Origin of the sequence: Pseudomonas reactans, assembly GCF_013385825.1 — a bacterium.
In the GTDB taxonomy this organism is placed as follows: Bacteria; Pseudomonadota; Gammaproteobacteria; order Pseudomonadales; family Pseudomonadaceae; genus Aquipseudomonas; species Aquipseudomonas reactans.
On sequence record NZ_JACAPG010000002.1, the window covers coordinates 561,865 to 587,433 of the forward strand.

The following is a 25,569-nucleotide window of genomic DNA, read 5'->3' on the forward strand; positions in this document are numbered from 1 at the left end:
GACCAGACCTCTGGAGAACACAATGACTGTCTCTACTCACGTCGCGGTTATCACCAGCGACGAACAAGCCCTTATTGTCGCCAGCGACCTGGCCGAAGACTTCCGCCGCGACAGCGCCCAGCGCGACCGCGAGCGCCGCCTGCCGCTGCCTGAGCTGGATGTGTTCTCGCGCTCCGGCCTGTGGGGTATCAGCGTGCCCAAGGAGCACGGTGGCGCGGGCGTGTCCAACGTCACCCTGGCCAAGGTGATCGCGCTGATCGCCCAGGCCGATGCTTCCCTGGGCCAGATCCCGCAGAACCATTTCTACGCACTGGAAGTGCTGCGCGTAAACGGCAGCCCGGCGCAGCAAAAACGCCTGTACGCCGAGGTATTGGCCGGCCAACGCTTCGGCAACGCGCTGGCGGAACTGGGCACCAAAACCGCCCACGACCGCGTGACCTCCATCACCCGCGACGGTGACGGTTTCCGTATCAGCGGCCGCAAGTTCTACTCCACCGGCGCGATCTACGCACAACGCATCCCCACCTCCGTGGTGGATGAGCACGGCGTACAGCAACTGGCGTTTGTCCCGCGTGACAGCGAGGGTCTGACAGTGATCGACGACTGGAGCGGCTTCGGCCAGCGCACCACCGGCAGCGGTTCGGTGGTGTTCGACAACGTGTGGGTGGCGGCGCAAGACGTGATCCCGTTCCAGAGCGCCTTTGAACGCCCCACAACCGTCGGCCCACTGGCGCAGATCCTTCACGCGGCCATCGACACCGGCATCGCCCGCGCGGCCTTTGAAGATGCGTTGCACTTTGTGCGCACCAAGACCCGCCCATGGATCGACTCCGGCAACGACAAAGCCACCGAAGACCCTCTGACCCTGAAAAGCTTCGGGCACCTGAGCATCCGCCTGCACGCCGCCGAGGCGCTGCTGGAACGCTCGGCTGAATTCCTCGACCGCGCCCAGGCCGACAGCAATGCCGAGACGGTTGCGGCCGCCTCGATCGCCGTCGCTGAAGTACGCGCCTTGAGTACCGAAATATCCCTGGCCGCCGGCAGCACCTTGTTCGAACTTGCCGGCAGCCAGGCGACCCTGGCCGAGCATGGCCTGGACCGTCACTGGCGCAACGCCCGCGTGCACACCCTGCACGACCCGGTGCGCTGGAAGTACCACGCGGTCGGCAATTACTACCTCAACGATGCAAACCCGCCACTGCGGGGGACCATCTGATGGCCAAGAAAAAGATTCTGCTCAATGCCTTCAACATGAACTGCATCGGGCATATCAACCACGGTCTGTGGACGCACCCTCGGGATACGTCCACCCAATACAAGACCATCGAGTACTGGACCGAGCTGGCCAAGACGCTGGAACGCGGGCTGTTCGATGGTTTATTCATCGCCGATATCGTCGGTGTGTATGACGTTTATCAGAACTCGATAGACGTACCGCTCAAAGAGTCGATCCAGTTGCCGGTGAATGACCCGTTGCTGTTGGTCTCGGCCATGGCGGCCGTCACCCAAAACCTCGGCTTCGGCCTCACCGCCAACCTCACCTACGAGCCGCCGTATCTGTTCGCCCGGCGCATGTCCACGCTGGATCACCTGAGCCGTGGCCGGGTCGGCTGGAACATCGTCACCGGCTACCTCGACAGCGCCGCCAAGGCCATGGGCCTGACCGAGCAGGTCGAGCACGACCGTCGCTACGACCAGGCCGACGAGTACCTGGAGGTGCTGTACAAGCTCTGGGAAGGCAGCTGGGAAGACGGCGCGGTGCTCAACGATCCGCAGGCGCGGGTATATGCGCAGCCGGGCAAGGTGCACAAGGTCGAGCACCACGGCGAGTTCTACCAGGTGGAGGGTTATCACCTGTGCGAGCCCTCGCCGCAACGTACACCAGTGCTGTTCCAGGCCGGCAGTTCGGATCGGGGATTGCTGTTCGCCGGCCGGCACGCCGAATGCGTATTCATCAGCGGGCAGAACAAGGCGGCGACCAAGGTGCAGGTGAGCAAGGTACGCGCCAGCGCCGTGGCAGCCGGGCGCAATCCGGATGACATCAAGGTGTTCATGGGCCTCAACGTGATCGTGGGCGCCACCGAAGCGCTGGCCTGGGAGAAGCACGCCGAGTACCTGAGCTACGCCAGTCCGGAGGCGGGCGTGGCGCATTTCTCGGCGTCTACTGCGATTGATTTCGCCCAATACGAGCTGGACGAACCGATCCAGTACGTGAAGAGCAACGCGATCCAGTCGGCCACCAAGAACCTGCAGAACAACGATTGGACCCGCCGCAAATTGCTGGAACAGCACGCCCTGGGCGGGCGCTACATCACCCTGGTCGGCTCGCCTGAGCAGGTCGCCGACGAGCTGGAATCCTGGATCAGCGAAACCGGCCTGGACGGCTTCAACCTGACGCGCATCGTCACGCCGGAAAGCTATGTGGACTTCATCGACCTGGTGGTGCCGGAGCTGCAAAAGCGCGGGTCGTACAAGACTGAATATGAACAGGGAACGTTGCGGGAAAAAGTCTTTCAAGGCAGCGCCCGCCTTCCCGAACAACACACCGGATCCACCTACCGCCACTAACCCCTGTAGGAGCGAGCTTGCTCGCGAAGATCGTTAACGATAACGCGGGGCGCCTGATTTCCCGAGGCGCCCTCAGGTTTTTCGCGAGCAAGCTCGCTCCTACAATTGGAAGCCCATTATGAAAAAGACATTACTCGCTCACCCAGTCAAAGCACTGGCCCTGGCTTTCGGATTGTTCAGTTCGGCGGTGTTCGCCGCCGATGCGCCGTTGAAAATCGGCACCACTGCGGCCTTTGCGATTCCTCTTGAAGCCGCCGTGGCCGAAGCCGGCAAGCAAGGCTTGAAGGTCGAGCTGGTGGAATTCACCGACTGGATCGCGCCGAACGTCAGCCTCGCGGCCGGCGATATCGACGTGAACTACTTCCAGCACATCCCGTTCCTGGAAAACGCCAAGGCCGCCGCCGGTTTTGACCTGGTGCCGTACGCGCCGGGAATCATCAACAACGTCGGCCTGTATTCGAAGAAGTACAAGAGCATCAACGACCTGCCCCAAGGCGCCAGCGTGGCGATTGCCAACGACCCGATCAACAGCGGTCGCGGCCTGCAACTGCTGGCCAAGGCTGGGCTGATCACCCTCAAGCCGGGCGTGGGCTACAAGGCCACCGAGGAGGACATCGTTTCCAATCCGAAGAAGATCAAGATCCTGCAGGTCGAAGCGGTACAACTCGTACGCGCCTACGACGACGCCGACCTGGTGCAGGGCTACCCGGCATACATCCGCCTGTCCAAGACCTTCGATGCCGAGTCGGCGCTGCTGTTCGATGGCCTCGACCACCCGGAATACGTGATTCAGTTCGTGATCCAGCCGAAAAGCAAAACCGACCCTCGAGTGATCAAGTTCGTCGACATCTACCAACATTCGCCGGTCGTGCGCGCCGCGTTGGACAAATCCCTGGGCAAGCTCTACCAGGTCGGCTGGGAAGATAAAAAATGACCGCCGCCAACGCCCAACTGCGCGACCTGGGCTTGCCGCCCAGGGACGCCGAGCAGACCGAACTGCACCCTGACCTGAACCGCGCCCATGTGCGCTTTATCAACCTGGGCAAGACCTACGACGGCACTGTGCATGCCTTGCAAGGCATCGACCTGGCGATCCAGCGCGGTGAAGTGTTCGGCATCATCGGCCGTAGCGGTGCCGGCAAGTCGTCGCTGATCCGCACCATCAACCGCCTGGAGCAACCCAGCAGCGGGCGCGTGCTGATCGATCAGGTCGACATCGGCGACTTCGATGAAGACCGTCTGGTGGAACTGCGTCGGCGCATCGGCATGATCTTCCAGCATTTCAACCTGATGTCGGCCAAGACGGTGTGGCAGAACGTCGAGTTGCCGTTGAAAGTGGCGGGCGTGCCGAAGCTGCAACGCGAGCAAAAGGTACGCGAGTTGTTGGAGCTGGTGGGCTTGCAGGACAAACACAAGTCTTACCCGGCGCAACTGTCCGGCGGGCAAAAACAACGCGTGGGTATCGCCCGTTCGCTGGTGCACGACCCGCAGATTCTGCTGTGTGACGAGGCCACGTCGGCCCTGGATCCGGAAACCACCCAGTCGATCCTCGGCCTGCTGCGCGAGATCAACAAGCGCCTGGGCTTGACCATCGTATTGATCACCCATGAGATGGCAGTAATCCGCGAAATCTGCGACCGCGTGGTGGTGCTGGAACACGGGCGCATCGTTGAGCAAGGCCCGGTGTGGCAAGTGTTCGGCAACCCACAGCATGACGTGAGCAAAACCCTGTTGGCGCCACTGCAACACGGGTTGCCGGACGAGTTACAGAGCCGTTTGCAAGACACACCGGCATCCGCCGACGCCGCCGTGGTGCTGCGCTTGCAGTTCACCGGCAGCGACACCGACGAACCGGACCTGGCCGCGCTATTCAGTGCACTCGGCGGGCGCGTGCGCTTGCTGCAAGGCGGCGTGGAACGCATCCAGGGACATGCCCTCGGGCAACTGCTGTTGGCGGTGAGTGGCTCGCCGCACAATGCCGACGAGTTGCGCAACCGTGCCGGCAATTGGGCACAACAGGCGGAGGTGCTGGGTTATGTGGTTTGATCGTTTAGTACAGGGCGCCATCGACACCTTGTTGATGGTCGGCGTGTCGTCGCTGATCGCGCTGCTGGTGGGGATCCCGCTGGCGGTGTTCCTGGTCACCAGCGACAAAGGCGGCATCTACCAAGCCCCGGCGCTTAACCGCGTGCTGGGGGCATTCGTCAATCTGTTCCGCTCGATTCCATTCCTGATCCTGATGGTGGCGCTGATCCCGTTCACTCGACTGATCGTTGGCACTACCTATGGCGTATGGGCCGCCGTCGTGCCGCTGACCATTGCCGCCACGCCGTTCTTTGCGCGGATTGCCGAGGTGAGTTTGCGTGAGGTCGACCACGGTCTCATCGAAGCTGCGCAGGCCATGGGCTGCCGCCGCTGGCACATCATCTGGCATGTGTTGCTGCCGGAAGCGCTGCCGGGAATTGTCGGCGGATTCACCATCACGCTAGTCACCATGATCAACTCGTCGGCCATGGCCGGGGCGATTGGCGCGGGTGGGTTGGGCGACATTGCGTACCGCTATGGGTATCAGCGCTTTGATACGCAGATCATGCTCACGGTGATCGTGTTGCTGGTGATTCTGGTGGCGGTGATTCAGTTGGGGGGTGATCGGTTGGCTCGGGTGCTGAACAAACGGTGAGTACTGGTTTGTACCTGTTAACTCTGACAGTTGTTTGTGGTTTTTTAGGCACGTCTAATTAGCCAAACAACTGATCATGGAGCAAATGAAATGTTCAACCTCATGAACCTCGGCAGGTGTACAACGCTGATTTTCGTAATAGCCGCATCCAATACTGCCGCCGTCATAGCGACTCCACTTCACTTCGAAAAGCGAGGTGTATCAATGGGCGGTAGCTCACTCTTAAATGCCATGCTTTATGTGCGTAGTAACCATCAGAGCTATAATGACCTCGATAATTGGAATACGACTCTAAAACAAACAGTGTTTTCAAGAGAGCTTTAGCATTTCGACACCTCAGCGTATCGCTGATTAGCCCAGTAGGCTGATTCGGGCTCAAAAGAAACGATGAACGCTCACCACCTGTCTGCACCTGTCAACTTTGACAGTTGTTGCCTGTTTTATTTTCGCCTCTAATCAGCCCAACTCTCTCCAAGGATGGGCTGAAGATGAACAAGCTCCTGAAGAGCTTCATAGGCTTCCTGCTGACGGGCGTGTTTGGGTTGAACGCCAACGCCGCCACGTACGTCAACCTAGGCCATACGGCAGGCGAGCAGTGCGAAACCGTTAGCGTCAACGACAACGGTATCGCCGTCGGCAATTGCTCTCCTGCCAGTACCAGCGCCAACAACGTACCTTTTGTTGCTAACGTGAACGCACCGAACTCGCAGGTGCCACTCGCGCCGCTGGTTGCTCACCAACCCTGTTTCGTCAGCGCCGTCTCCAATGGTGGTTGGATTGGCGGAACCTGCAGCGACGCCAACAATGTCGACACAGCGGTGATCTGGAAGGCAGCGACGCCCGGCAGTGCACCAACTGCTCTCGCAGCGCTTCAAGGCACATTACTGCGTGCCGCCGATGTGCGAACCCTCATCACTGCGTTCAATCAACGTGGAGACATGATTGGGTGGAGTATCAGCAGCAACGAAGAACGCTCCACTGTCGTGTGGCCCGCGGGCACCGGAACGCCTGTGCGGGTTTTTTCATCGCTGCTTGGGCTGCTTGGCTACAACGACAAGTGCTTCCCTGCCGATGTGAACAACACCCTTGCCAACGGCTACCCCAGCATTGCGCTGAACTGCCCAGGCGCCAATGGCATTACCACTCCTCAAATTGCCCAGGCCAACGCCTCCGGTTTTGCCGTCACGTCTTTACCTATTGCGAGCGGGGCCAACCGCTGTACTGTCCGCGGCATCAACAACGCGACGCAATCCGTGGGTGACTGCGAGTACCCCCAGGCCGACATCAACCTGACACGGACGACGGTCTGGAATACACCCGCTTCCGCACCGCTGACACTGACCCTCGCCGTGAACTCCAAGAATGCAGGAATGGCAATCAACAACATGGGAGTTGTGCTCGCAGCCCGTCAGGACGCCACGGGCAGAACCAGCTATTTGACTTGGTTCCCCAGTGTCGGGGTGTTCGGCATTCAACTGATTGTCCCCCCCACCGGGGCGGTTTGGGCGCAAGCGTTCAGCATCGCTGACAACGGCACCGTGGCGATCAATAGCACTGACAGTAATCAATACAGCACTGGGTGTATCTGGACACCCGCTACAAGCGGTAACCCCGCGATCAATAATTGCCTCGCCTCAATCGGGGGCGGCAAAGAAAATCAGCTGACCGCGCTCTCCCAAAACGGGGGGTACGCGGGAGGAGTGAATGTTAACGGCGTACAAGACCTGGATGCGGTAGCAACGCCACTGCCCTGAAAAGCGACGCCTACGTTGTCTGCGCGCATGGCTACAAGGCCCACAGGCCACAAAAAACCAACTATAGGAAGCGAATGAAATGTTCAACATCAAGACATCCAGCTGGTGTGCAGCGTTTGTATTGGCTGTCGTCAACATCGGTGATTCAGCGGCGACTCCGCTTCCCATCCAAGGCAGGATCTCACTGTCTAGCGTTAACTCTTTTCGCCTACCCATTCTCCAGTACCTTCAGTTGTCCGCTGAGAGGGGTGTCCTTTACCAAAATGGACTCGCCCTCACGGGCCCGTCAGCAAAACATGGGATATAGTCACCGTTTAACCGCCCAAACGTCTCCCTATGAAACTCGCCCCCGACGACCTCGACCAGATCACCTCCACCACCCTCGGCCACTACAACAAAGTGGCCGAGAACTTCCGTGAAGGCACCCGCGATCACGATGTGAGCCAGAACATCGACGCTTTGTTGCGGCATATCCAGGGGGCGCCACCGTTTACCGTGCTGGATTTCGGCTGCGGCCCAGGGCGGGATCTGCAAACCTTTACGCGTATGGGGCATATCGCCGTGGGGCTGGATGGCTCGGAGCGGTTTGCGCAGATGGCGCGGGAAGACAGTGGCTGCGAGGTGTTGCAGCAGGACTTCCTGAAGCTGGACCTGCCTGTCGAGCGCTTCGACGGGGTGTTTGCCAATGCGGTGCTGTTTCATGTTCCCAAGCAGGAATTGCCGCGCGTGCTCAAGCAGTTGCAGGGGACGTTGAAGCCTGGGGGCGTGTTGTTCAGCTCCAATCCTCGAGGTGAGAATCAGGAAGGTTGGAATGGGCCGCGGTATGGGTCTTATCACGATCTGGAGGCGTGGCAGGCGTTGTTGGCCGAAGCGGGTTTTGTGGAGTTGGAACATTACTACCGGCCGGCAGGATTGCCGAGGGATCAACAGCCTTGGTTGGCCAGCGTCTGGCGTAAACGCTAGATATTCAGCGTATGGACCGGACTCATCGCCGGCAAGCCGGCTCCTACAGGTGACCGCATTGCAACTGTAGGAGCCGGCTTGTCGATGCGTCGCACCGCGGCGATAGCGATTTCACAATCACCACAGCCCCATCAAGCCTGTTCTTTTTTCGGCTCGCGGATCTTGTACCAGGCCACATACAGCGCCGGCAGGAACAACAGCGTCAGCAAAGTCGCGATGATGATCCCGCCAATCATCGCGTAGGCCATCGGCCCCCAGAACACCTCACGGCCGATGGGGATCATGCCCAGGCTCGCCGCCGCCGCCGTCAGCAGGATCGGTCGGCGTCGATGCTCGGTGGCTTCTACCACCGCATCCCACGGCGTATAGCCTGCCACCTCATACTCATGAATCTGCGTCACCAAAATCACCGAGTTTCGGATGATGATGCCGATCAGCGCCAGGATCCCCAAAATCGCCACGAAACCCATGGGCGTGCCCGTGGGGATCAGCGCAAGCACCACGCCAATCAAACCGAGCGGCGCGACACTCGCCACCAGGAACATTTTCTGCACGCTGTGCAGCTGGATCATCAGGAAGGTCGCCATCAGGAACAGCATCAGTGGCACCACGCTGGCAATCGGGCCCTGGGCCTTGCCGCTTTCTTCCACGGTGCCGCCAGTGGCAACCTTGTAGCCCACCGGCAGGCCGGCGCTGAATTTGTCGATCTCCGGCTTGAGCTGTTTCACCAGGTCCGTCGGCTGCATCTCATCACGCACCGACGCCTTGATGGTGATCGTCGGTTTACGGTCGCGGCGCCACACCAGCGGCTGCTCCAGCTCATAGCGCACCGTGGCGAACGCCAGCAGCGGAATCGAGGTGCCGTTGGGTGTGACGATCTGCAGGTTCTGCAAGGTTTCCGGCGTACCGCGTTCGGCATCTTCGGCGCGGCCGACCACGTTGATCAGGTAGATATCGTCATGCACCTGGGTCACCGAGGCGCCGCTGACCACGCTGTTCATCAACTGCGCCACGTCTTCCGACGACAGCCCCAATTGCCGCGCCTTGTCCTGGGCGATGTCGATACGCAGCACTTTGCCCGGCTCGTTCCAGTCGTAGATGATCTCGCCCAGGTGGGTGTTCTTATCCAGCAAGGTCGCCAATTCGATGGCGTGTTTGCGCACTTGATCAGTGTCTTTGCCCGACACGCGATACTGAATCGGCCTACCCACCGGCGGGCCCATTTCCAGCGGCTGCACAAAGCTGCCGATGCCGACGAAATCATCACGCAGGCGCTTTTGCAGCCGCGCGATCAACTCACCGCGCTCTTCCAGGCCCTTGCTCACGATGACCAACTGCGCGTAGTAGGGGTTTTCCAGTTGCTGGTCGAGAGGCAGGTAGAACCGGATCGCGCCCTGACCGATATAAGTGCTCCAACGCGCGATGTCCGGGTCGTCCTTGATGATCGCTTCCAGGCGGTCAACGGCCTTGCGTGTCTCGTTGATCGAGGCGTTTTGCGGCAGGTTCAGGTCAACCAGGATTTCCGGGCGGTCCGATGACGGGAAGAATTGGTTCTGCACGAACTGCATGGAGAACACCGACGCCACAAACAGTGCCACGGTGATGCCAATCGCCCACCAGCGGTTACGCATGGCCCACAGCATGCCGCCATTGAACGCCCGGCCAATCCGCCCCGGCTCGGCGTCGTGGGGTTTCACCTTGGCGCTGAGGATATGCACGCCAATTACCGGCGCAAATAGCACCGCCACCACCCACGACACCAGCATCGCTACAGCAATCACCGCGAACAGAGTAAAGGTGTACTCGCCCGCCGAACTGGCGTTGAGGCCAATCGGCACAAAGCCGGCGACTGTGACCAGGGTACCGGTCAGCATCGGGAATGCCGTGGAGGTATAGGCGTAGGTCGCCGCCTGCTCCTTGGTTTCGCCTTTCTCCAGGCGCGTGATCATCATCTCGACGGTGATCATCGCGTCATCCACCAACAGGCCGAGGGCAATGATCAACGCGCCCAACGACACCCGCTGCATGGTAATGCCGCTGTATTCCATGAACACGAATACCAGCGCCAGCACCAACGGAATCGAGCACGCAACCACCAATCCGGCGCGCATGCCAAGGCTGATGAAGCTCACCACCAACACGATGATCACCGCTTCGAACAGTGCGCTGGTAAATCCGCCAACGGCCTCTTCCACCACCTCAGCCTGGTCTGACACCTTGTGCACACCGACGCCCACTGGCAGGTCGGCGGTGAGCTCGTCCATGCGCCCATGCAGGGCCTTGCCGAACGACTGGATATTGCCGCCCTTCTGCATGGCAATCGCCAGGCCAATCGCCGGCTTGCCATTGAAACGGAACATCGGCCGCGCCGGGTCCACATAGCCTCGGCTGATATCAGCGATGTCCGCCAGCCGATAGAAGCGGTCGTTAAGCCGCAGGTTGACGTTGGCCAGGTCCTTTTCCGAAGCGAACTGCCCCGACGTGCGCACCGAGATCCGCTCCGGCCCGGCCTCGATCACCCCGGCCGGTGTCACCGCGTTCTGCGATTGCAGGCTTTGCACCACTTGGCGCTGGTCAATCCCCAGGGCGGCCAGTTTGCGCGTGGAAAAATTGAGGTAAATCACTTCGTCCTGCTGGCCGATCATCTCGACCTTGCCCAGCCCCGGCACCGAACGGATCTCGGCGCGCACCTGCTCCACATAGTCGCGCAGTTGACGCATCGACAGGCCGTCGCCGGTAAAGGCGTACACCGAGCCGAACACGTCACCGAACTCATCGTTGAACGACGGCCCCTGCAAACCCTGGGGGAAGGTGCCGCGAATGTCGTCAATCTTCTTGCGGACCTGGTACCAGATCTCCGGAATGGCCTTGGCGCTGGTGGTGTCCTTGAGGAACACGAACACCGTGGACTCGCCTGGCCGGGTGTAGCTTTTCACGTAGTCGAGGGAGTCGAGCTCTTCGAGTTTTTTCTCGATGCGGTCGGTGACCTGCTTGAGGGTTTCTTCCTGGGTCGCACCCGGCCAGCGGGTCTGGATCACCATGGTCTTGATGGTGAACGAAGGGTCTTCCTCGCGACCCAGGTTCATGTACGAGAACACGCCCATCAGCAGCGCGACGAACATCAGGTACCAGACGAAGGACTGATGCTTGAGGGCCCAGTCGGATAAGTTGAAGCTCCCTTTCATCGCGGGCTGTCCTCGTCGATTTTGACTTTTTGCCCGGGTTTCAGGCTGTTCACGCCGGCGGTGACGATACGCTCGCCGGGTTTGACGCCGCCATTGAGCAAGGCGCTGTTGGCGTCACGGCTGATCACCGTGATGTCGCGCGGTTGCACGGTCTGGCTTTGGGTGTCGAGCAGCCAGATGCGGGTCTTGCCGTCGACCTCCTGCAAGGCACTCAGGGGCACTTCGATGCGCGGCGCGATGGCGGTGCTCAAGGTCACGCTGATCGCCGTGCCAAGGCGGAACGCGGGCGGTGTTTCGGCCAGGGTCAGGCGCGCACGACGGGTGCGTGTGGCGCTCTGGGCCTGGGGTTCGATCTCGCGCACGATGGCGGTGGTGTTGACGCTGGGGTCGAGTTGCCCGGCGACGAGGAACACCACGTCATGGGGCAGGCGCTCGGCCAGGCCGGCGGGCAGGTCGATCACCGCTTCCTTGATGTCCGGGCGGGCCAGGGTCACTACTTGCTGGCCGGCGCTGACCACCTGGCCGGCCTCGGCATTCCACGCGGTGACGATGCCGGCGTGATCGGTGCGCAATTCGGCGTAGTTGAGTTGGTCCTTGGCTTGGTTGACCGAGGCTTGCGCCTGGTCGAGTGAAGCCTGGGTAGTTTTCAGGTCGGTCTGGGCAATGTCCAGCTGGGCCTGGGCGCCGACGCCGCGGTTGAACAGCTCCTGCTGGCGCCGGGCGTTGGCCTGGGCGTTGATAAATTGCGCCTGCACGCGCGCCAGGTCGCCCTGGGCTGCGCGCAATTGGTTCTGTTGGTCGGTGGGGTCGAGGACGGCAAGCAAGGCGCCCTTCTCAACCTCGGCGCCCACGTCCACGGCGCGGCGGGCAATGCGGCCGGGCACACGGAAACCCAGGTTGCTTTCATAGCGGGCCTGGATGGTGCCGGCGAAACGGCCGAGGTTTTCCTGGTCCTCGGCTTTCACTTCCATGGACAGCACGGGGCGCACCGGTTCGGGTGGCGGCTCTTCCTTCGAACAAGCCACCAGCAACAGGCTGGCGGCGAGCAACACCGTCAGGCGCTTCATGGCTGGGCTCCTTGCTGGGCGATCTCGACGATCATGCCGGGGTGCAGCAATTGCCCGCCGGCCACCACAACTTTCTCGCCTCCCTTGAGGCCGTCGCCAATGATGACTTTGCCGGTGAGGTAACGCGCCACCGTGACCTTGTGCAATTGCGCCTTGCCGTCGCTGTCGATCAGCCATACGGCGGGTTCGCTGAGGTCCTTGGTGAGTGCGGCCCAAGGCAATTCAATACTGGCCTTGGCCGGGCCATTGGCGGTGGCGCTGACCACCGAGCCGAGTTCCATGCCTTTGGGCAACGCTTGCAGGGCGATCTTCACCTGCACGGTGCCGGTATTGGCGGCCACGGCGGGCGTGACTTCACGCACCTTGCCCACGGCCTTGATGCTCGGGTTATCCAAGAGGCTGACGGTAATCGGCGCCTCCGGTGGCGGCTCCACCAGCAGCGACTCATAGACGTTGAACACCGCATCGCGCTCGCCATCCCGCGCCAGGCTGAAAATCGGCACGGTGGCCTGCACCACCTGGCCGACTTCGGCCTGGCGCGCGGTAATCACTCCCGGCGCTTCAGCGATCAGCGCGGTATAGCCGAGCTGTTCGCGGGCGTTGGCCAGTTGGGCCTGGGCGGCGGCGAGAGCACTCTGGCTGCTGCGCAGCGCGGCCTGGGCGGAGTCGTATTCGCTGCGGCTGGTGTAGCCCTTGGGCAGGAGTTTTTCCTGGCGCACGAAGGCAGCGGCGGTCTGCTTGACCCGCGCCTGTTCGGCCACGACTTGGGCCTGGGCGGAGTCGACGTTGGTCTGCAAGTCCTTGGGATCGAGCTTGGCCAGCACTTGCTTGGCGCTCACACGGTCACCGACGTCCACCATGCGCTGGATGATCTTGCCGCCCACGCGAAAGGACAGATCGGTTTGCACACGGGCCTGGATATCGCCGGTCAGCGTGACCGCAGCAGCAAAATCCGCTGGCTGCACGGTCTGCACGAACACACGTGAGTGCTGCTTGGGTTCGGCCTTTTCCTCGCCACAGCCGCTTAACAGCGCCAGTAGGCCAAGTCCGAAAATACAGGTGAAAATGCGACCGCCCATGCAGGCTCCTTGTGCGTGATGCCGACGTGCCAGTGTGTATGCGACTGTGAGCTTAGTTCAGGGTTCCTTATCTGCATGGAGGCTCCCATACTCCAATGGTTCCCACGCCGACTGAATGCCCATGCTCAAGACACTCGCGGTAGCCAATTACCGCTCGATCAACAAATTGTTAGTGCCCCTGGACCGGCTGAACCTGGTGACAGGGCCCAATGGCAGCGGCAAATCCAACTTGTACCGCGCCCTGCGCCTGCTGGCGGAAACCGCCCAGGGTGGGGTGATCAATGCGCTGGCCCGTGAGGGTGGGCTGGACTCGACCTTCTGGGCCGGGCCCGAGACCATCAGCCGACGCATGCACAACGGCGAAGTGCCGATTGAGTCCACCGTGCGCCAAGGTGTGAAACGCCTGCGCCTGGGGTTTGCCGGGGAGGATTTCAGCTACGCCATTTCCTTGGGGTTGCCTGAACCGAGCGAGTCGTTTTTCTCCCTCGACCCCGAGGTCAAGAAGGAATGCATCTGGGCCGGCCCCATCTACCGCCCGGCCAGCCTGCTGGTGCAGCGTTCCGGGCCGATGGTGCGGGCACGTGAGGGCCGCGCCTGGGATGTGCTGGCCCAGCACACGCCGAACTACCACAGCCTGTTCGATCAGGTTGGCAGCCTGCGCGGCTCACCGGAGGTGTTGCTGCTGCGCGAAAGCATCCGTGGCTGGCGCTTTTACGATCACTTTCGCAGCGATGTGGACGCGCCAGTGCGTCAGCCACAACTAGGCACACGCACGCCAGTGCTCCATCACGACGGGCGCGATCTGGCAGCGGCATTGCAGACGATTCGAGAAATTGGCGATCCCGAGGCATTGCAGCGCGCAGTCAGCGATGCGTTTCCCGGCGCGCGTCTGAATATCCAGCCATTGCCGGGCGGGCGCTTTGCGATTGAGTTTTATCAGGAAGGGTTGCTGCGACCGTTATCGGCGGCGGAGCTGTCCGACGGCACCTTGCGTTACCTGCTGCTGATCGCGGCGCTGCTCACACCTCGACCGCCGACCATGATGGTGCTGAACGAGCCGGAAACCAGTTTGCATCCGGACCTGTTGCCGGCGTTGGCGCGCTTGATTATCCAGGCGTCGCGTCAATGCCAGGTGTGGGTGGTGTCCCATGCCAGCCGCTTGATTGCGGCGTTGCAGCAGGATGAGGGGTGCAATTCGATTGTGTTGGAGAAGGTGTTGGGGGAAACCCAGATTGTGGGCCAGGGGATTCTGGACGCGCCGGCGTGGCATTGGCCGCAATAGCCGGTGACTGGGAGGGCCTCATCGCCGGCAAGCCGGCTCCTACAAGGACTACGGTGACCTGTAGGAGCCGGCTTGCCGGCGATAGCTGAATCAGCCCTGCCACTTCCCGCCTTCAACAATCACACTTTCCGGCTTGGTGTCATCGCTCAGCTCTTTACGCACATATTGGTCGTACAGCTTGAGCAGGAATTTCTCCTCGCCCAACTTGGCCAGCTCGGCATTCACCCAGTCGCGCAGTTCGACGTTGCCCTTCTTCACCGCGGGTGCAATCGGCGCTTCATCACCCAGCTTTTCTTCCAGCACACGGTAGCCCGGGTTCTGCTTGGCCCAGCTGAACAGCACCAGGTTGTCCTGGGCATACGCATCACCACGGCCAGCGGACAACGCCTGCAACGACTCGGAGTTTTTCTCGAACTTGAGCAGTTTCCAGTCCGGGTGGTTTTTGGTCAGCCAGATATCGGCGGTGGTGCCGGTGGTAACGATGGTGGTGCGGGTGGCCAGGTCATCCAGGCTTTTGACGGCGCTGTCGTTCGGCACCAGGGCCTGTACTGCGACTTTCAGGTTGGGGTTGGTGAAGTCCACGGCTTCCTTGCGCTCCGGGGTCACGGTCATGTTGGCGAGGATCAGGTCGACCTTGTCGCTTTGCAGGAACGGAATACGGCTCGCCGGCTCGACGGCGACGAACTCGACTTTGTTTTCATCGCCCAGCAGGTCCTTGGCGAATTGGCGGCCGATGTCGGTATCGAAACCAACGTAGCGGCCGGCTTCGTTCACAAAACCAAACGGCGGTTTGTCGGTGAAGACACCGACGATCAGCTTGTCGCGAGCCTTGATCTTATCGATGTAACTGACAGCGGCAGGTTTTACAGGCTCTTCGGCCTTTTTATCGCAGCCGGCCAGCAGTGCGACGGCAAACAGTGGCAGCAGTAACTTTTTCATATCAGCTCCAGTTCCTTGGTTTTCTTGGGCAGTGTTGAAACAAAGGAGAACTTCTCCAGGAACTGCTGCGCGCGTGCGGTTTGCGGGTTCGTAAAGAATGCCTCGGGGGTGTTGTGTTCGAGGATGCGACCGGCCTCCATGAAGACCACGCGATCAGCGACGGCGCGGGCGAAGGCCATTTCGTGGGTAACGATCAGCAGGGTCATGCCATCGCGGGCCAGCCCCTGGATCACTTCCAGCACTTCCTTGACCATTTCCGGGTCGAGGGCGGCGGTGACTTCGTCAAAGAGCATGACCTGAGGGTTCATGCACAGCGAACGAACGATGGCGATGCGTTGCTGCTGACCGCCGGAGAGCTGGCGCGGGAAGGCGTCGCGCTTGTCGGCCAGGCCCACACGCTCCAGCAGTTTTTCTGCTTGGGCGCGGGCCTCGCGCGGGTCGCGTTTTTGTACTTTCAAGGGGCCGAGCAGGATGTTGTCGAGCACGCTCATGTGCGGGAACAAGTGGTAGCTCTGAAACACCATGCCCACGTCCTGGCGTACTTGGCGCCAGTCGGTGCTTTTGTCCAAAAGCTCTTTGCCTGCAAAACGTAGGCTGCCGCTGTGGGCCACTTCCAGGCCGTTGAGGCAACGCAGCAAGGTGCTTTTGCCGCAACCGCTGGGGCCGAGGATCACCACCACTTCGCCGCTTTGCACGCGCAAGTCGATGCCCTTGAGCACCTGCGCCTCGCCGAAGAATTTGTTGAAACCCTGGAACTCGATCAATGCACTCATGCTTGGGCCCAGCGCCGTTCCAGCACCTTGGAGGCGGCCGACAACGGGTAGCAGATAAAGAAGAAAAACAGGAACAGCACGCCGTAGATCAATACCGACTCATAGGTGCGTTCGATGATTTGCTGGCCGACCTTGATCACGTCCACCACGCCGATCAGCACCGCCAGGGAGCTGGTCTTGATGATGCGCGTGTAGACATTGATGGTCGGCGGCGTCATGCGTTTCAGGGCTTGGGGCAGCAGCACGTAGCCGTAGAGCTGCGGGTCCGAGAGACCAATCGACAACCCCGCTTCACGTTGCCCGCGTGGCAGCGAATGCAAGGCACCGCGCACCACTTCGCCCACCTCGCTGGCGCCCCACAGCGACAGCACCAGCACGGCGCACCAGAAGCTCGGGATGCTCAAACCGAAGAAAATCGGCAGCCCGAAAAACAGCAGGTACAACCACACCAGCACCGGGATCGCGCGGAACAGCTCCAAATACACCCGCAGCACCACGTTGATCAGTCGGTTGTTCAAGGTGCGCAGCACGCCATACAACACGCCGCCGATGGTGCTGAACGCGATGCTCAAGAACGAGATCGACAGGGTTTGCGCAGCGCCCTTGCCCAATTGCGGCAACGACACCCACAACAACTCAAGACCCGAACTGGCCATGCTGGAGCCTCCTTTCCAGGCGGCTGAGCAACAGCGACAGCGGCAAGAACAGCAACACGCAGATCAACGTCAGCACGGCGAGCATTTCGTAGGTCTTGTAGTAAAGGGCGATGTAGCTCTTGGTGGTGTAGAGAATCTCCGGCACCGCCACGGCGGAAACTACGGTGGTCTCTTTGAGCAGGAAGATGAAATTGGCGAACAACGCCGGCAGGCTGAGGATGCCGGCCTGAGGCAGGATCACATGGCGCAGCAGTTGCCAGTCGGACAGGCCGATGGACTTGCCCGACTCGATCTGGGCCAGCGGCACCGCTTCCACGCCCGCACGCAGCACTTCGGTGAGGTAGGCACCGCCGAGGAAGGTCATGGTGATGATCGCCGCCCAGAACCCGGAAATATTGAAGCCCAGGGCCGGCAGCGCGAAGTACACGAAGAACAGTTGGATCAGCAACGGCGTGTTACGCGCCAGCTCCACATAGAGCGCCACCAGACGCGAGAGGTACGGCGTGCGAAACACCAGCAGCGCCGCATTGATCAGCGCTACCAGCAACGAGGTGGCGATGGCGATCAGGCCCACTTGCAGCGTCACGCCCACGGCTTTCAGAAACGCCGGCAGGGTGCTGAGGATAAAATCGAAATCGAAGGTCATTTCCAGTCCATGACGCCGCAAGGGTAATGCAGCGAGCGCAATCCAATCTGGCGTGGGTAACGCCGGGTAGCGCGAACTTTAAAGGTATAAAAAAGAAAATTTAAATACCCAAATAGCATATTGATATCACCCAAAAAGATAACCCCCGGGTTCGCGGGTTTGGCGAGTGGCAGCTATGGTTGGGGGGTCTGAGATTCGAGGGATTGAACCATGCAGGAAGTGAAACCGATGGATCCGCAGGAGTTGGTGAAGTGGTTGATGGCGCTGCGCAGGGCGATTAATAGCACGTCATAAAAAAACGCCGACGCTGTAACAGCCGTCGGCGTTCAAACCTTGAAGGGGGTTTTGAGTTACATCAGAACGCAGGCACGACCGCGCCGTTGTACTTCTTCTCGATGAACGCTTTGACTTCCGGGCTGGTCAGGGCCTTGGACAGTTTCTGGATAGCGTCGCTGTCCTTGTTGTCCGGGCGAGCCACCAGGAAGTTCACGTACGGCGACTTGGCGTCTTCGATGATCAGCGCATCTTTGGCCGGGTTCAGGCCGGCTTCCAGGGCGTAGTTGGTGTTGATGACATCAAGGTCAACCTGGTCCAGCACGCGTGGCAGCAGCGCCGACTCCAGTTCCTTGAACTTCAGGTTTTTCGGGTTGCTGGCAATGTCTTTCGGCGTGGACAGAGCATTGGTCGGGTCTTTCAGCGTAATCAGACCGTTCTTTTGCAGCAGCAACAGGGCACGGCCGCTGTTGGAGCCTTCGTTCGGGATGGCCACAGTGGCGCCATCCTTGAGCTCAGAGATGTTCTTGATCTTTTTCGAGTAGCCGCCGATGGGTTCAACGTGCACGCCGACCACGGTCACCAGGTTGGTACCCTTGCCCTTGTTGAAGTTTTCCAGGTACGGCAGGGTCTGGAAGTAGTTCGCATCGAGGCGCTTTTCGGCCACCTGCGTGTTGGGTTGAACGTAGTCGGTGAAGACTTTGATCTGCAGGTCCACGCCTTCTTTGGCCAGGGTCGGCTTGATCAGCTCAAGGATCTCGGCGTGGGGGATCGGGGTCGCGGCAACGACCAGTTTCTCGTTGGCCTGGGCCAGGCCGGCAGTCAGGGCAGCCGCCAGTGCGGTAAACAACAGAACCTTTTTCATGCAGTGTCCTTATCGGAATTGCGGGGCGTCTCTGACGACCGTTTTTTATGTGATGTGCCAGCGAAGTGCCATCGCGGCGTGGTAGGGACAATACCTAGATTTTTTATTCCCGAACAATATCTTTTATTCACGTTGATATTCCATTTTGTTCATGTAGGAATTTACGCAGCGTTTCCTGCTCGGCGGGGCTGGCACTCTGGAAAATGCGCTGCACCTGTTCCAACGGCGAACCTGCGACCGGCAGGTTCAGATGCTCGGGCAGGATCTCGTCGCCGCTGCTCACCAGCAACGCGAAGTGAATGACGTTTTCCAGCTCACGGGTATTGCCCGGCCAGCTGTGGAGTTCCAGCACGCGCTGGGCGGCATCGCTGATCAGCGGCACCGGCAGGTCCAGACGCTGGCTGTAAATACCTAGGAAGTACTCGGCCAGGGACAGGATGTCACCCACGCGTTCGCGCAGTGCTGGCAAGTCCAGACGCCCTTCGCTCAAGTAGTGAAACAAGCGCTCATGGAACTTGCCGGCTGCCACGGCCTGGGCCAGGTCGATGCTGGTGGCGGCGACCAGGCGCACATCCACCGGGCTGGGCTGATGGGCGCCGACGCGAGTGACTTCGTGGTTTTCCAGCGCGGCCAACAGTTTTACCTGAATCGGCAACGGCAAATCGCCGATCTCATCCAGGTACAACGTGCCGCCATTCGCCGAACCGAACCAACCGGCCCGGCTGCTGGCGGCGCCACTGTGGCTACCGGCGGCATAACCGAACAATTCAGCATCGGCATAAGTCGGGCTGATCGCCCCGCAATTGACCGAGACAAACAAACCAGTGCGGTCGCTGCCACGGTGGATATGCCGCGCCAACAGCTCTTTACCACTGCCGGTCTCGCCGCGAATCAATACGGGCAAGGCGCGCGGCGCGAGGCTTTCGAGGTCTTCGCGCAGTTGGCGCGAACGGGGGTCGACAAACACCAGCGCTTTGGCGCGGATGCTCAGCGGGCTTTTTTCGGCGTCGGGGAAGGTCAGCAACGGCTGACCGTAGGTTTCATGCAGACTCATGGCAGGCTCCCGCCCCAATCCACTTAAGGGACGGGGCGTTGAAAATGTGTAGGAGCGAGCTTGCTCGCGAAAAACGTCAACGATGATGCAGCGCTACCTGTGAATCCACGTCGCCTTTGCATTCTTCGCGAGCAAGCTCGCTCCTACATGATTGGCTTTAGGCAGTGCGCCGGGCGTGATGCTCAAGGCGACTTTGCAGGCGGTACAGGTAAGCAAATCCCTGCTCCCAGCGTTGGTGGCCGGACTTCACATTGATATGCCCGGCACCGGACAGAATCCCGGCTTCGGCGCCCCAATTGCGTGCCAGCTCCAACGCCCGAGGCGCGCTGACGGCACTGTCGTTGTCGGAACTGACCACCTGGCTCGGGAATGGCAGCAGGTCGGTGGGAATGGGCGCGAAATTACGCAATGCAGGCGAGCAAGCAGATCGTTCGACATCCGCCGGGGCCACCAGCAAAGCGCCGCGCACCTGCCGCAGGAACTGCACCGGCGCAGTGGCTGCCCAATGCGCCACGGTGATGCAGCCCAGGCTGTGGGCGATGAGGATCACTGGCGTGCTGTCGGCCGCAATGGCCTCGGCCAGCGCGGCGACCCAGTCTTCGCGGCGTGGGGTCAGCCAGTCAGCCTGCTCCACACGGGCGCTGTTGGGCAGGCTGTTCTGCCAGTGACTTTGCCAATGATCTTCTGGCGATCCTTGCCAGCCCGGCACGATCAGGTAACGAATCGACTCGCTGTGCATGGGTGTGCCCTCCTGCAGCGTTTAACGTTGCTGAACAGTATAGGGACGGGTGTTATATTCGTTAAGGAATAAGAAGCTATTTATTAATAACCAAAAACACAAACGAATTTTACGCAAAAAAAAGGCCGCACCCTGCCAAGGAGACGGCCAAAAAATTGTCGAGGCTTTTGCAATTAACGTGCGGTAATCACCGACAACTTGGTAATGCCCGCGCGCTCGATAGACGCCATGGCTCGCGCCACTTCGCCGTAGTTCACGCCATCGTCAGCCTGCAGTTGCACCCGCACATCGGGGTCCTTGGCCTTGGCCGCCTGCAGATTGAATTCCAGTAGGTCCGGCTGGATTTCGTCCTTGTTGATAAACAATTTGCCGGCGCTATCGATACTCACCACGAGCGGGTCTTTCTGCTCCACCGGGGCCACAGCCTCGGTCTTGGGCAGGTTGATCGGGATTGCGTTGGTCAGCAGCGGCGCGGTGACGATAAACACCACCAGCAGCACCAGCATCACGTCCACCAGCGGCGTGACGTTGATCTCGCTCAGTACCTCATCGCTGTCTTGCGTGGAGAAGGCCATCTCAAGACGCCTCCTTCACTTTTTGCAGGTTACCGGCGCTGGCTTTGCTCAGCGCTGGGTGCAGCAATACGCGGAAGGAGTTTTTCTGCGCCAAGCTGTAGAAGTCGTGGGCGAAGTCATCGAGGTCGGCAGCCGTCAGCTTGAGGCGACGCAGGAAATAGTTGTAGACCAGCACCGCAGGCACCGCGACGGCGATACCCACACCGGTGGCGACCAATGCCGCGCCAATCGGGCCGGCCACGGTTTCGAGGCTGGCGGAACCGGCGGCGCTAATGCCCTTGAGCGCTTCCATGATGCCCCACACAGTGCCAAACAGGCCGATAAACGGCGAGGTGCTGCCGATACTGGCGACCACGGCCAGGCCCGTTTCCAGGGAGCGGCGTTCACGCACGATCTGTTGGCGCAATGCACGTTCGAGACGGTCCTGGTGATTGATCGCCTGGCTCAAGTCGGCAGCGTGCGGGGTGTCGCCCACCTGGATCGCGGCATAACCGGCCTGGGCCACACGGGCAGCGGCGCCGGGCTGGGTGTCAGCCAACTCGGCGGCCGAGTCGAGACTCGACGCCGCCCAGAACTGTTTGTGAAACTTGCGATCCTGCGCCTTCAGGCGACCGAACTGCACGCCCTTGAGCAGGGCCAGGCCCCAGGTGGCGACCGAAAAGACCACCAGCAGCCAGATCACCGCGCTTTCGATGGATTCAAGTGGAGATGCTAATGCCATGATGTGTTCCCTCTGTGCAGGTCGCGGCGTGTGCAACACACCGCAGCCGAATAGTTAGTGAATCTTGAAATCGATCGGTACGCTGACCCAGCCGTCCTGGGCCACATCGCCCTGCTTGGCCGGCACGAAACTCCAGCGTTTCACCGCGGCCAGCGCAGCGTCGTCGAGTTGCTGGCGACCGCTGCTTTTCTGGATCTGGATCTCACCCGGCTTGCCGCTAGCCAATACATGCACCCTGAGCAACACCGTGCCTTCCCAGCCGCGGCGCTGGGCCAGTGACGGGTACTCCGGCGCCGGGTTCTTCAGGTACGCAGCGTTGGCCGAAGCGGGTGTTACTGGGGCCGGCGCCGGTGGTGCTGGAGGCGCAGGTGGTGCCGGTGTCGGTGGCGCGGGCGGCTGCTCGACCGGCTTCGGTGCGGGCTTGGGCTCAGGCTTTGGAACCGGCTTGGGCTTGGGTTTTGGAATCGGTTTTGGCGGTGCCGGTTTGGCAGCCAGCTCATCCACCACCGGCGGCGGTGGCTCGACCACGGGTGGCGGCGGCGGTGGCGGCACGGGCGGTGGCGGCTCCACCACTGGGGGAGCCGGCTGGGAAAACTCGATGGTCATCGGCGGAATTTCCGGCGGTACGATCGGCAGCACCGGGGTCGGCTTCTGGCTCACCCAGTAGATCACCGCACCGTGCAGGGCCAGCACCAGCAAACCCAGCAGGATCCCTTCGCGACGGCTGGAGAAACGCTTCGGCGTTTTCTGCGTGCGCAGCTGCCCCAACGGCGCGCGGTGCGGCCGGCCAAGGTCGACCAACTCACCACCCGGTGCCTGGCGCCATTGCGCCTCGTGTGCACTGGCGGCGGTCTGGACATTGCCCATTGATTCACTCCCTACGGTTTTTGACACAAAAAACCGACAGGCCTGCATGGGAGGCCGTCGAGGGCTGAATCATCGGGGCCAGACGCTTATCTCTTAAAGTAATCTTTAAAGTTATAGATAGATCTAAATTGAATAAATGAAACATGCAAAAACGGCAAAGCCCCGTCCTGCGCGGGCTGGCGCAAAGGCGTTGCTTTTGAATGCCTTTCAGGCATAAAAAATATTCAGAAAAAGCATCGCTCAGACAGGGCTGTTCGCACACAAATCGAGCAATTGGCGTTGCAGACTCTGCCCTGCCGCTCCCAAGCCACTGCGGCCATACAGCGCCAACCGCACACCTTCCACCCTGGGCAAGCCGCTGTCCGGACCCAATACGCTGTGCCCTGGCTGTACGACTCGACGGGGCAGCAAACTGATGCCCAACCCCGCCGCCACCGCCGCACACACGCTCGCCAGGCTCGCACTGGAATACCCGATGCGCCAGCGCCAGCCGCCGACTTCCAAGTGCTGCAGCATTTCATTGCGGTACAGGCCGCCCACTGGAAACGCCACCAACGGCAACGGGTCGCGCCCCAGGGATGGCGTGCTGCGGCTATCCACCCAGCACAAGGGCTCCGGCCATGAGGCCAGGCAATCGTCGCTGTCGCCCATCTGCTTGACCAGCAACACGTCGAACTCTCCGCTGCGGTACTGGCGCTGCAACTCGGGACCGAGGCCGCTGGTGACCTCCAGGCGCACCCTAGGGAAAGCCAGCACAAACGCCGACAGCAGCGGCATCAGCCGTTCGGATGCAAAGTCCTCCGGCACACCCAGGCGCAGCACTCCGTCGCTTTGCTGGCTGATCAACACATCGGCGGCTTCTTCATGCAGCGCCAGGATGCGCCGTGCATAGGCCAGCAAGCGCTCGCCTTCCGCAGTAGCGACCACCTGGCGCTGATCCCGGTCCAGCAACTGACACGCCACCGCCTCTTCCAGGCGGCGGATCTGCTGGCTGACCGTGGACTGAGTCAAGTGCAGGCGCTCGGCGGCGCGGGTGAAATTGCCGCAATCCACTACGGCGACAAAACTGCGCAACAACACGGGATCGAACATGGCCGCTTACCATTCCATTTGCCACTGGTTGGCATGGTTATATTTAATTTCAGAATACCCCGACGGCTGCCCATACTTCACCCTCCAATCATGCCCGGAGGGATTTCCATGACCGACGATCACCAGCACCTGCAACGCGCGATCCAACTTGCCCAGACCAACGTCGCCCAGGGTGGCCGACCGTTTGGCGCGGTGTTGACGCGCGACGGCGATGTGCTGGTTGAAGCGGTGAATGAAATCCACCTGACCCAGGACCCTACCGCCCACGCTGAATTGTTAGCGATCCGCGCGGCCAGCCGGCAACTCGGCGCGCGCCTGGACGGTTGCGTCATCTACGCCAGCGGCCAACCCTGCCCGATGTGCCTGAGTGCCATGTACCTGTGCGGCGTGGAACGCGTGGTGTTTGCGGCCAGCAATGAAATGGCCGAGCCTTTCGGCCTGTCGACGGCGCTGATCGGCCAGCAGATAGGCCTGCCCTTCAACGAGCAACGCCTGCCGATCCAGCACCTGCCCGATGCAACCATAACCGCGCTGTACCACCAATGGAAAACCCTGCATGCCCCTGAATAAATCCCTCGCCGGCTGGGGCCTGCTGGTCGTCCTGGGCCTCAACTTAAGGCCGATCCTCAGCTCCATCAGCCCGTTGCTCGGCGAAATTCGCCTGGCCACCGGCTTGAGTTTCCAGAGCAGCGCCCTGCTCACCAGCCTGCCCGTGGTGTGCATGGGCCTGGTGGCGCTGGTGGGCGTGCGGGTTGAAGCGCAGCTCGGTGAACGCCGTGGCATCGCCCTTGGCCTGATGATGATCCTGCTGGCGTGCCTGGCCCGCTGGCTGATGGGCCAGGGCTCGACGCTGCTAGTGACCGCGCTGCTCGGCGGTGCTGGCGTCGCACTGATCCAGGCGTTGGTGCCGGCGATGATCAAGCGCGAGTTTCATCACCGCGTACCGGTGGCAATGGGGGTGTATTCGGCCTCGTTGATGGCTGGTGGCGGGCTGGCGGCGCTGCTCAGTCCAGTGGTAGCCACGCATTTCCAGCAATGGGAAGCCGGGCTCGGTGTGTGGTTGCTGCCCGCGTTGGCCGCACTGTTGTTATGGGCCTGGTTGCCCCTGGGCGCGGCAAAAAGCGCGACAGTCATCCCGGCCTTCAAAGGCCTGCGTAATCGCCGTGCGTGGCTGCTGGCACTGTATTTTGGCTTGGTGAATTGCGGCTACATGAGCATGGTGGCGTGGCTGCCGGCCTACTATCAGCAACTGGGTTGGAGCGTACTGCCCAGTGGTTCGTTGCTGGCCTTCATGACGATCTTTCAGGTGATCGCCGCGCTGGTGATGCCAGTATTGGCACAACGCGGGGTCGACCGTCGGCCGCTGCTGTGGGTCAGCCTATTGGCCCAGACCATCGGTTACCTCGGCCTGCTGATGGCGCCGTTGCAGTTTCCTCATCTGTGGGTGGGGCTGTGCGGATTCGGCCTGGGTGCCTGCTTTGCCCTGAGCCTGTTGCTGACCCTCGACCACCACCGCGACCCGCGCCAGGCCGGGCAACTGGCGGCGTTCGTGCAGGGCGTGGGCTTTTTGATCAACGCGATTTCGCCGTGGCTGACCGGCTGGCTGCGTGAACTCACCGGCAGCTTTGTCAGTGCCTGGGTGGTGCTGACGGTGACAGCGGTGGCGATGCTGGTGGTGACCCGCGTGTTCAGCCCCGCCACTTACCGCACGGCACCCGCTCTATAGATATGCATTTAAGATCTAGATAAAACAAAAATGCTTCATTGACGGAATAAGCGGCCCCCTTAAAA

Annotated in this window: 24 protein-coding genes and 1 pseudogene; 11 read left to right on the top strand and 14 right to left on the bottom strand. The window is 61.0% G+C overall.

Annotated elements, in window-relative coordinates; translation table 11 throughout:
* Positions 1-22 precede the first annotated feature (22 nt).
* The 8 genes and pseudogenes from HX868_RS02640 to HX868_RS02670 all read left to right on the top strand — a co-directional run bounded on the left by HX868_RS02640 (position 23) and on the right by HX868_RS02670 (position 7,965).
* The gene (locus tag HX868_RS02640) at positions 23-1,216 is read left to right on the top strand and encodes an SfnB family sulfur acquisition oxidoreductase (RefSeq protein ID WP_177001809.1); all 1,194 of its coding nucleotides are present in this window, start codon (positions 23-25) and stop codon (positions 1,214-1,216) included.
* Positions 1,216-2,568: an LLM class flavin-dependent oxidoreductase gene (locus HX868_RS02645; protein WP_177001810.1), complete on the top strand. Its 1,353-nt coding sequence runs from the start codon at positions 1,216-1,218 to the stop codon at positions 2,566-2,568. The genes HX868_RS02640 and HX868_RS02645 overlap by 1 nt, the downstream gene beginning before the upstream one ends.
* A 17-nt stretch (positions 2,569-2,585) precedes the next feature.
* A pseudogene (locus tag HX868_RS30630) lies at positions 2,586-2,675 on the top strand (outer membrane lipoprotein carrier protein LolA); the annotation flags it as partial.
* A gap of 11 nt (positions 2,676-2,686) precedes the next feature.
* Complete coding sequence (locus tag HX868_RS02650) at positions 2,687-3,502, top strand: MetQ/NlpA family ABC transporter substrate-binding protein (RefSeq protein WP_016974992.1); 816 nt, start codon at positions 2,687-2,689, stop codon at positions 3,500-3,502.
* A complete protein-coding gene (locus HX868_RS02655; protein WP_177001811.1) occupies positions 3,499-4,614 on the top strand; it encodes a methionine ABC transporter ATP-binding protein in 1,116 nt (371 codons plus the stop codon). Before HX868_RS02650 ends, HX868_RS02655 begins: the two co-directional genes overlap by 4 nt.
* Positions 4,604-5,248: a methionine ABC transporter permease gene (locus tag HX868_RS02660; protein WP_016974994.1), complete on the top strand. Its 645-nt coding sequence runs from the start codon at positions 4,604-4,606 to the stop codon at positions 5,246-5,248. Before HX868_RS02655 ends, HX868_RS02660 begins: the two co-directional genes overlap by 11 nt.
* A 488-nt stretch (positions 5,249-5,736) precedes the next feature.
* Positions 5,737-7,002, top strand: coding sequence for a hypothetical protein (locus HX868_RS02665; protein WP_177001812.1), 1,266 nt, complete (start codon positions 5,737-5,739; stop codon positions 7,000-7,002).
* A 336-nt stretch (positions 7,003-7,338) separates the two neighbouring features.
* On the top strand, positions 7,339-7,965 hold the full coding sequence (locus tag HX868_RS02670; protein WP_177001813.1) for a class I SAM-dependent methyltransferase: 627 nt from the start codon (positions 7,339-7,341) through the stop codon (positions 7,963-7,965).
* A gap of 131 nt (positions 7,966-8,096) precedes the next feature.
* Here HX868_RS02670 and HX868_RS02675 read toward each other — a convergent pair whose 3' ends face one another.
* Genes HX868_RS02675 through HX868_RS02685 form a run of 3 tightly spaced genes read right to left on the bottom strand, consistent with a single transcriptional unit; the run spans position 8,097 to position 13,296 of the window.
* Positions 8,097-11,150 (bottom strand): efflux RND transporter permease subunit, encoded by a 3,054-nt coding sequence (locus HX868_RS02675; RefSeq protein WP_177001814.1) that lies wholly within the window; start codon positions 11,148-11,150, stop codon positions 8,097-8,099.
* Positions 11,147-12,217: an efflux RND transporter periplasmic adaptor subunit gene (locus HX868_RS02680; protein ID WP_177001815.1), complete on the bottom strand. Its 1,071-nt coding sequence runs from the start codon at positions 12,215-12,217 to the stop codon at positions 11,147-11,149. Before HX868_RS02680 ends, HX868_RS02675 begins: the two co-directional genes overlap by 4 nt.
* Entirely contained in the window at positions 12,214-13,296 is a 1,083-nt protein-coding gene (locus HX868_RS02685; protein ID WP_016975000.1) for an efflux RND transporter periplasmic adaptor subunit, read from the bottom strand. The genes HX868_RS02680 and HX868_RS02685 overlap by 4 nt, the downstream gene beginning before the upstream one ends.
* 121 nt (positions 13,297-13,417) lie before the next feature.
* Here HX868_RS02685 and HX868_RS02690 point away from each other — a divergent pair, with 121 nt between their 5' ends.
* The gene (locus tag HX868_RS02690; RefSeq protein WP_177001816.1) at positions 13,418-14,578 is read left to right on the top strand and encodes an AAA family ATPase; all 1,161 of its coding nucleotides are present in this window, start codon (positions 13,418-13,420) and stop codon (positions 14,576-14,578) included.
* Between the two features lie 90 nt (positions 14,579-14,668).
* On the opposite strand, the gene HX868_RS02695 is transcribed toward HX868_RS02690, so the two are convergent.
* The 11 genes from HX868_RS02695 to HX868_RS02745 all read right to left on the bottom strand — a co-directional run bounded on the left by HX868_RS02695 (position 14,669) and on the right by HX868_RS02745 (position 23,778).
* Positions 14,669-15,517 (bottom strand): transporter substrate-binding domain-containing protein, encoded by an 849-nt coding sequence (locus HX868_RS02695; RefSeq protein ID WP_177001817.1) that lies wholly within the window; start codon positions 15,515-15,517, stop codon positions 14,669-14,671.
* The gene (locus HX868_RS02700; RefSeq protein ID WP_177001818.1) at positions 15,514-16,290 is read right to left on the bottom strand and encodes an amino acid ABC transporter ATP-binding protein; all 777 of its coding nucleotides are present in this window, start codon (positions 16,288-16,290) and stop codon (positions 15,514-15,516) included. The genes HX868_RS02695 and HX868_RS02700 overlap by 4 nt, the downstream gene beginning before the upstream one ends.
* The gene (locus HX868_RS02705) at positions 16,287-16,946 is read right to left on the bottom strand and encodes an amino acid ABC transporter permease (protein WP_177001819.1); all 660 of its coding nucleotides are present in this window, start codon (positions 16,944-16,946) and stop codon (positions 16,287-16,289) included. Before HX868_RS02705 ends, HX868_RS02700 begins: the two co-directional genes overlap by 4 nt.
* Positions 16,927-17,592, bottom strand: a complete 666-nt coding sequence (locus HX868_RS02710) for an amino acid ABC transporter permease (RefSeq protein WP_177001820.1) — start codon at positions 17,590-17,592, stop codon at positions 16,927-16,929. The genes HX868_RS02705 and HX868_RS02710 overlap by 20 nt, the downstream gene beginning before the upstream one ends.
* Positions 17,593-17,947: 355 nt before the next feature.
* Entirely contained in the window at positions 17,948-18,730 is a 783-nt protein-coding gene (locus HX868_RS02715) for a MetQ/NlpA family ABC transporter substrate-binding protein (RefSeq protein ID WP_095014250.1), read from the bottom strand.
* A gap of 127 nt (positions 18,731-18,857) precedes the next feature.
* Positions 18,858-19,784, bottom strand: a complete 927-nt coding sequence (locus HX868_RS02720; RefSeq protein WP_095014249.1) for a sigma 54-interacting transcriptional regulator — start codon at positions 19,782-19,784, stop codon at positions 18,858-18,860.
* Between the two features lie 157 nt (positions 19,785-19,941).
* The gene (locus HX868_RS02725) at positions 19,942-20,523 is read right to left on the bottom strand and encodes an alpha/beta hydrolase (RefSeq protein ID WP_177001821.1); all 582 of its coding nucleotides are present in this window, start codon (positions 20,521-20,523) and stop codon (positions 19,942-19,944) included.
* 173 nt (positions 20,524-20,696) lie between these two features.
* The gene (locus HX868_RS02730) at positions 20,697-21,098 is read right to left on the bottom strand and encodes an ExbD/TolR family protein (RefSeq protein WP_177001822.1); all 402 of its coding nucleotides are present in this window, start codon (positions 21,096-21,098) and stop codon (positions 20,697-20,699) included.
* Between the two features lies 1 nt (position 21,099).
* Positions 21,100-21,822: a MotA/TolQ/ExbB proton channel family protein gene (locus HX868_RS02735; RefSeq protein WP_177001887.1), complete on the bottom strand. Its 723-nt coding sequence runs from the start codon at positions 21,820-21,822 to the stop codon at positions 21,100-21,102.
* 51 nt (positions 21,823-21,873) lie between these two features.
* Positions 21,874-22,686, bottom strand: coding sequence for an energy transducer TonB (locus tag HX868_RS02740; RefSeq protein ID WP_177001823.1), 813 nt, complete (start codon positions 22,684-22,686; stop codon positions 21,874-21,876).
* A 240-nt stretch (positions 22,687-22,926) separates the two neighbouring features.
* A complete protein-coding gene (locus HX868_RS02745; protein ID WP_177001824.1) occupies positions 22,927-23,778 on the bottom strand; it encodes a LysR family transcriptional regulator in 852 nt (283 codons plus the stop codon).
* Between the two features lie 108 nt (positions 23,779-23,886).
* Between HX868_RS02745 and HX868_RS02750 the strand changes: the two genes are divergently transcribed.
* Both HX868_RS02750 and HX868_RS02755 read left to right on the top strand, forming a co-directional pair.
* Complete coding sequence (locus HX868_RS02750; protein ID WP_177001825.1) at positions 23,887-24,348, top strand: nucleoside deaminase; 462 nt, start codon at positions 23,887-23,889, stop codon at positions 24,346-24,348.
* The gene (locus HX868_RS02755) at positions 24,335-25,504 is read left to right on the top strand and encodes a CynX/NimT family MFS transporter (RefSeq protein ID WP_177001826.1); all 1,170 of its coding nucleotides are present in this window, start codon (positions 24,335-24,337) and stop codon (positions 25,502-25,504) included. The genes HX868_RS02750 and HX868_RS02755 overlap by 14 nt, the downstream gene beginning before the upstream one ends.
* Positions 25,505-25,569: the final 65 nt, after the last annotated feature.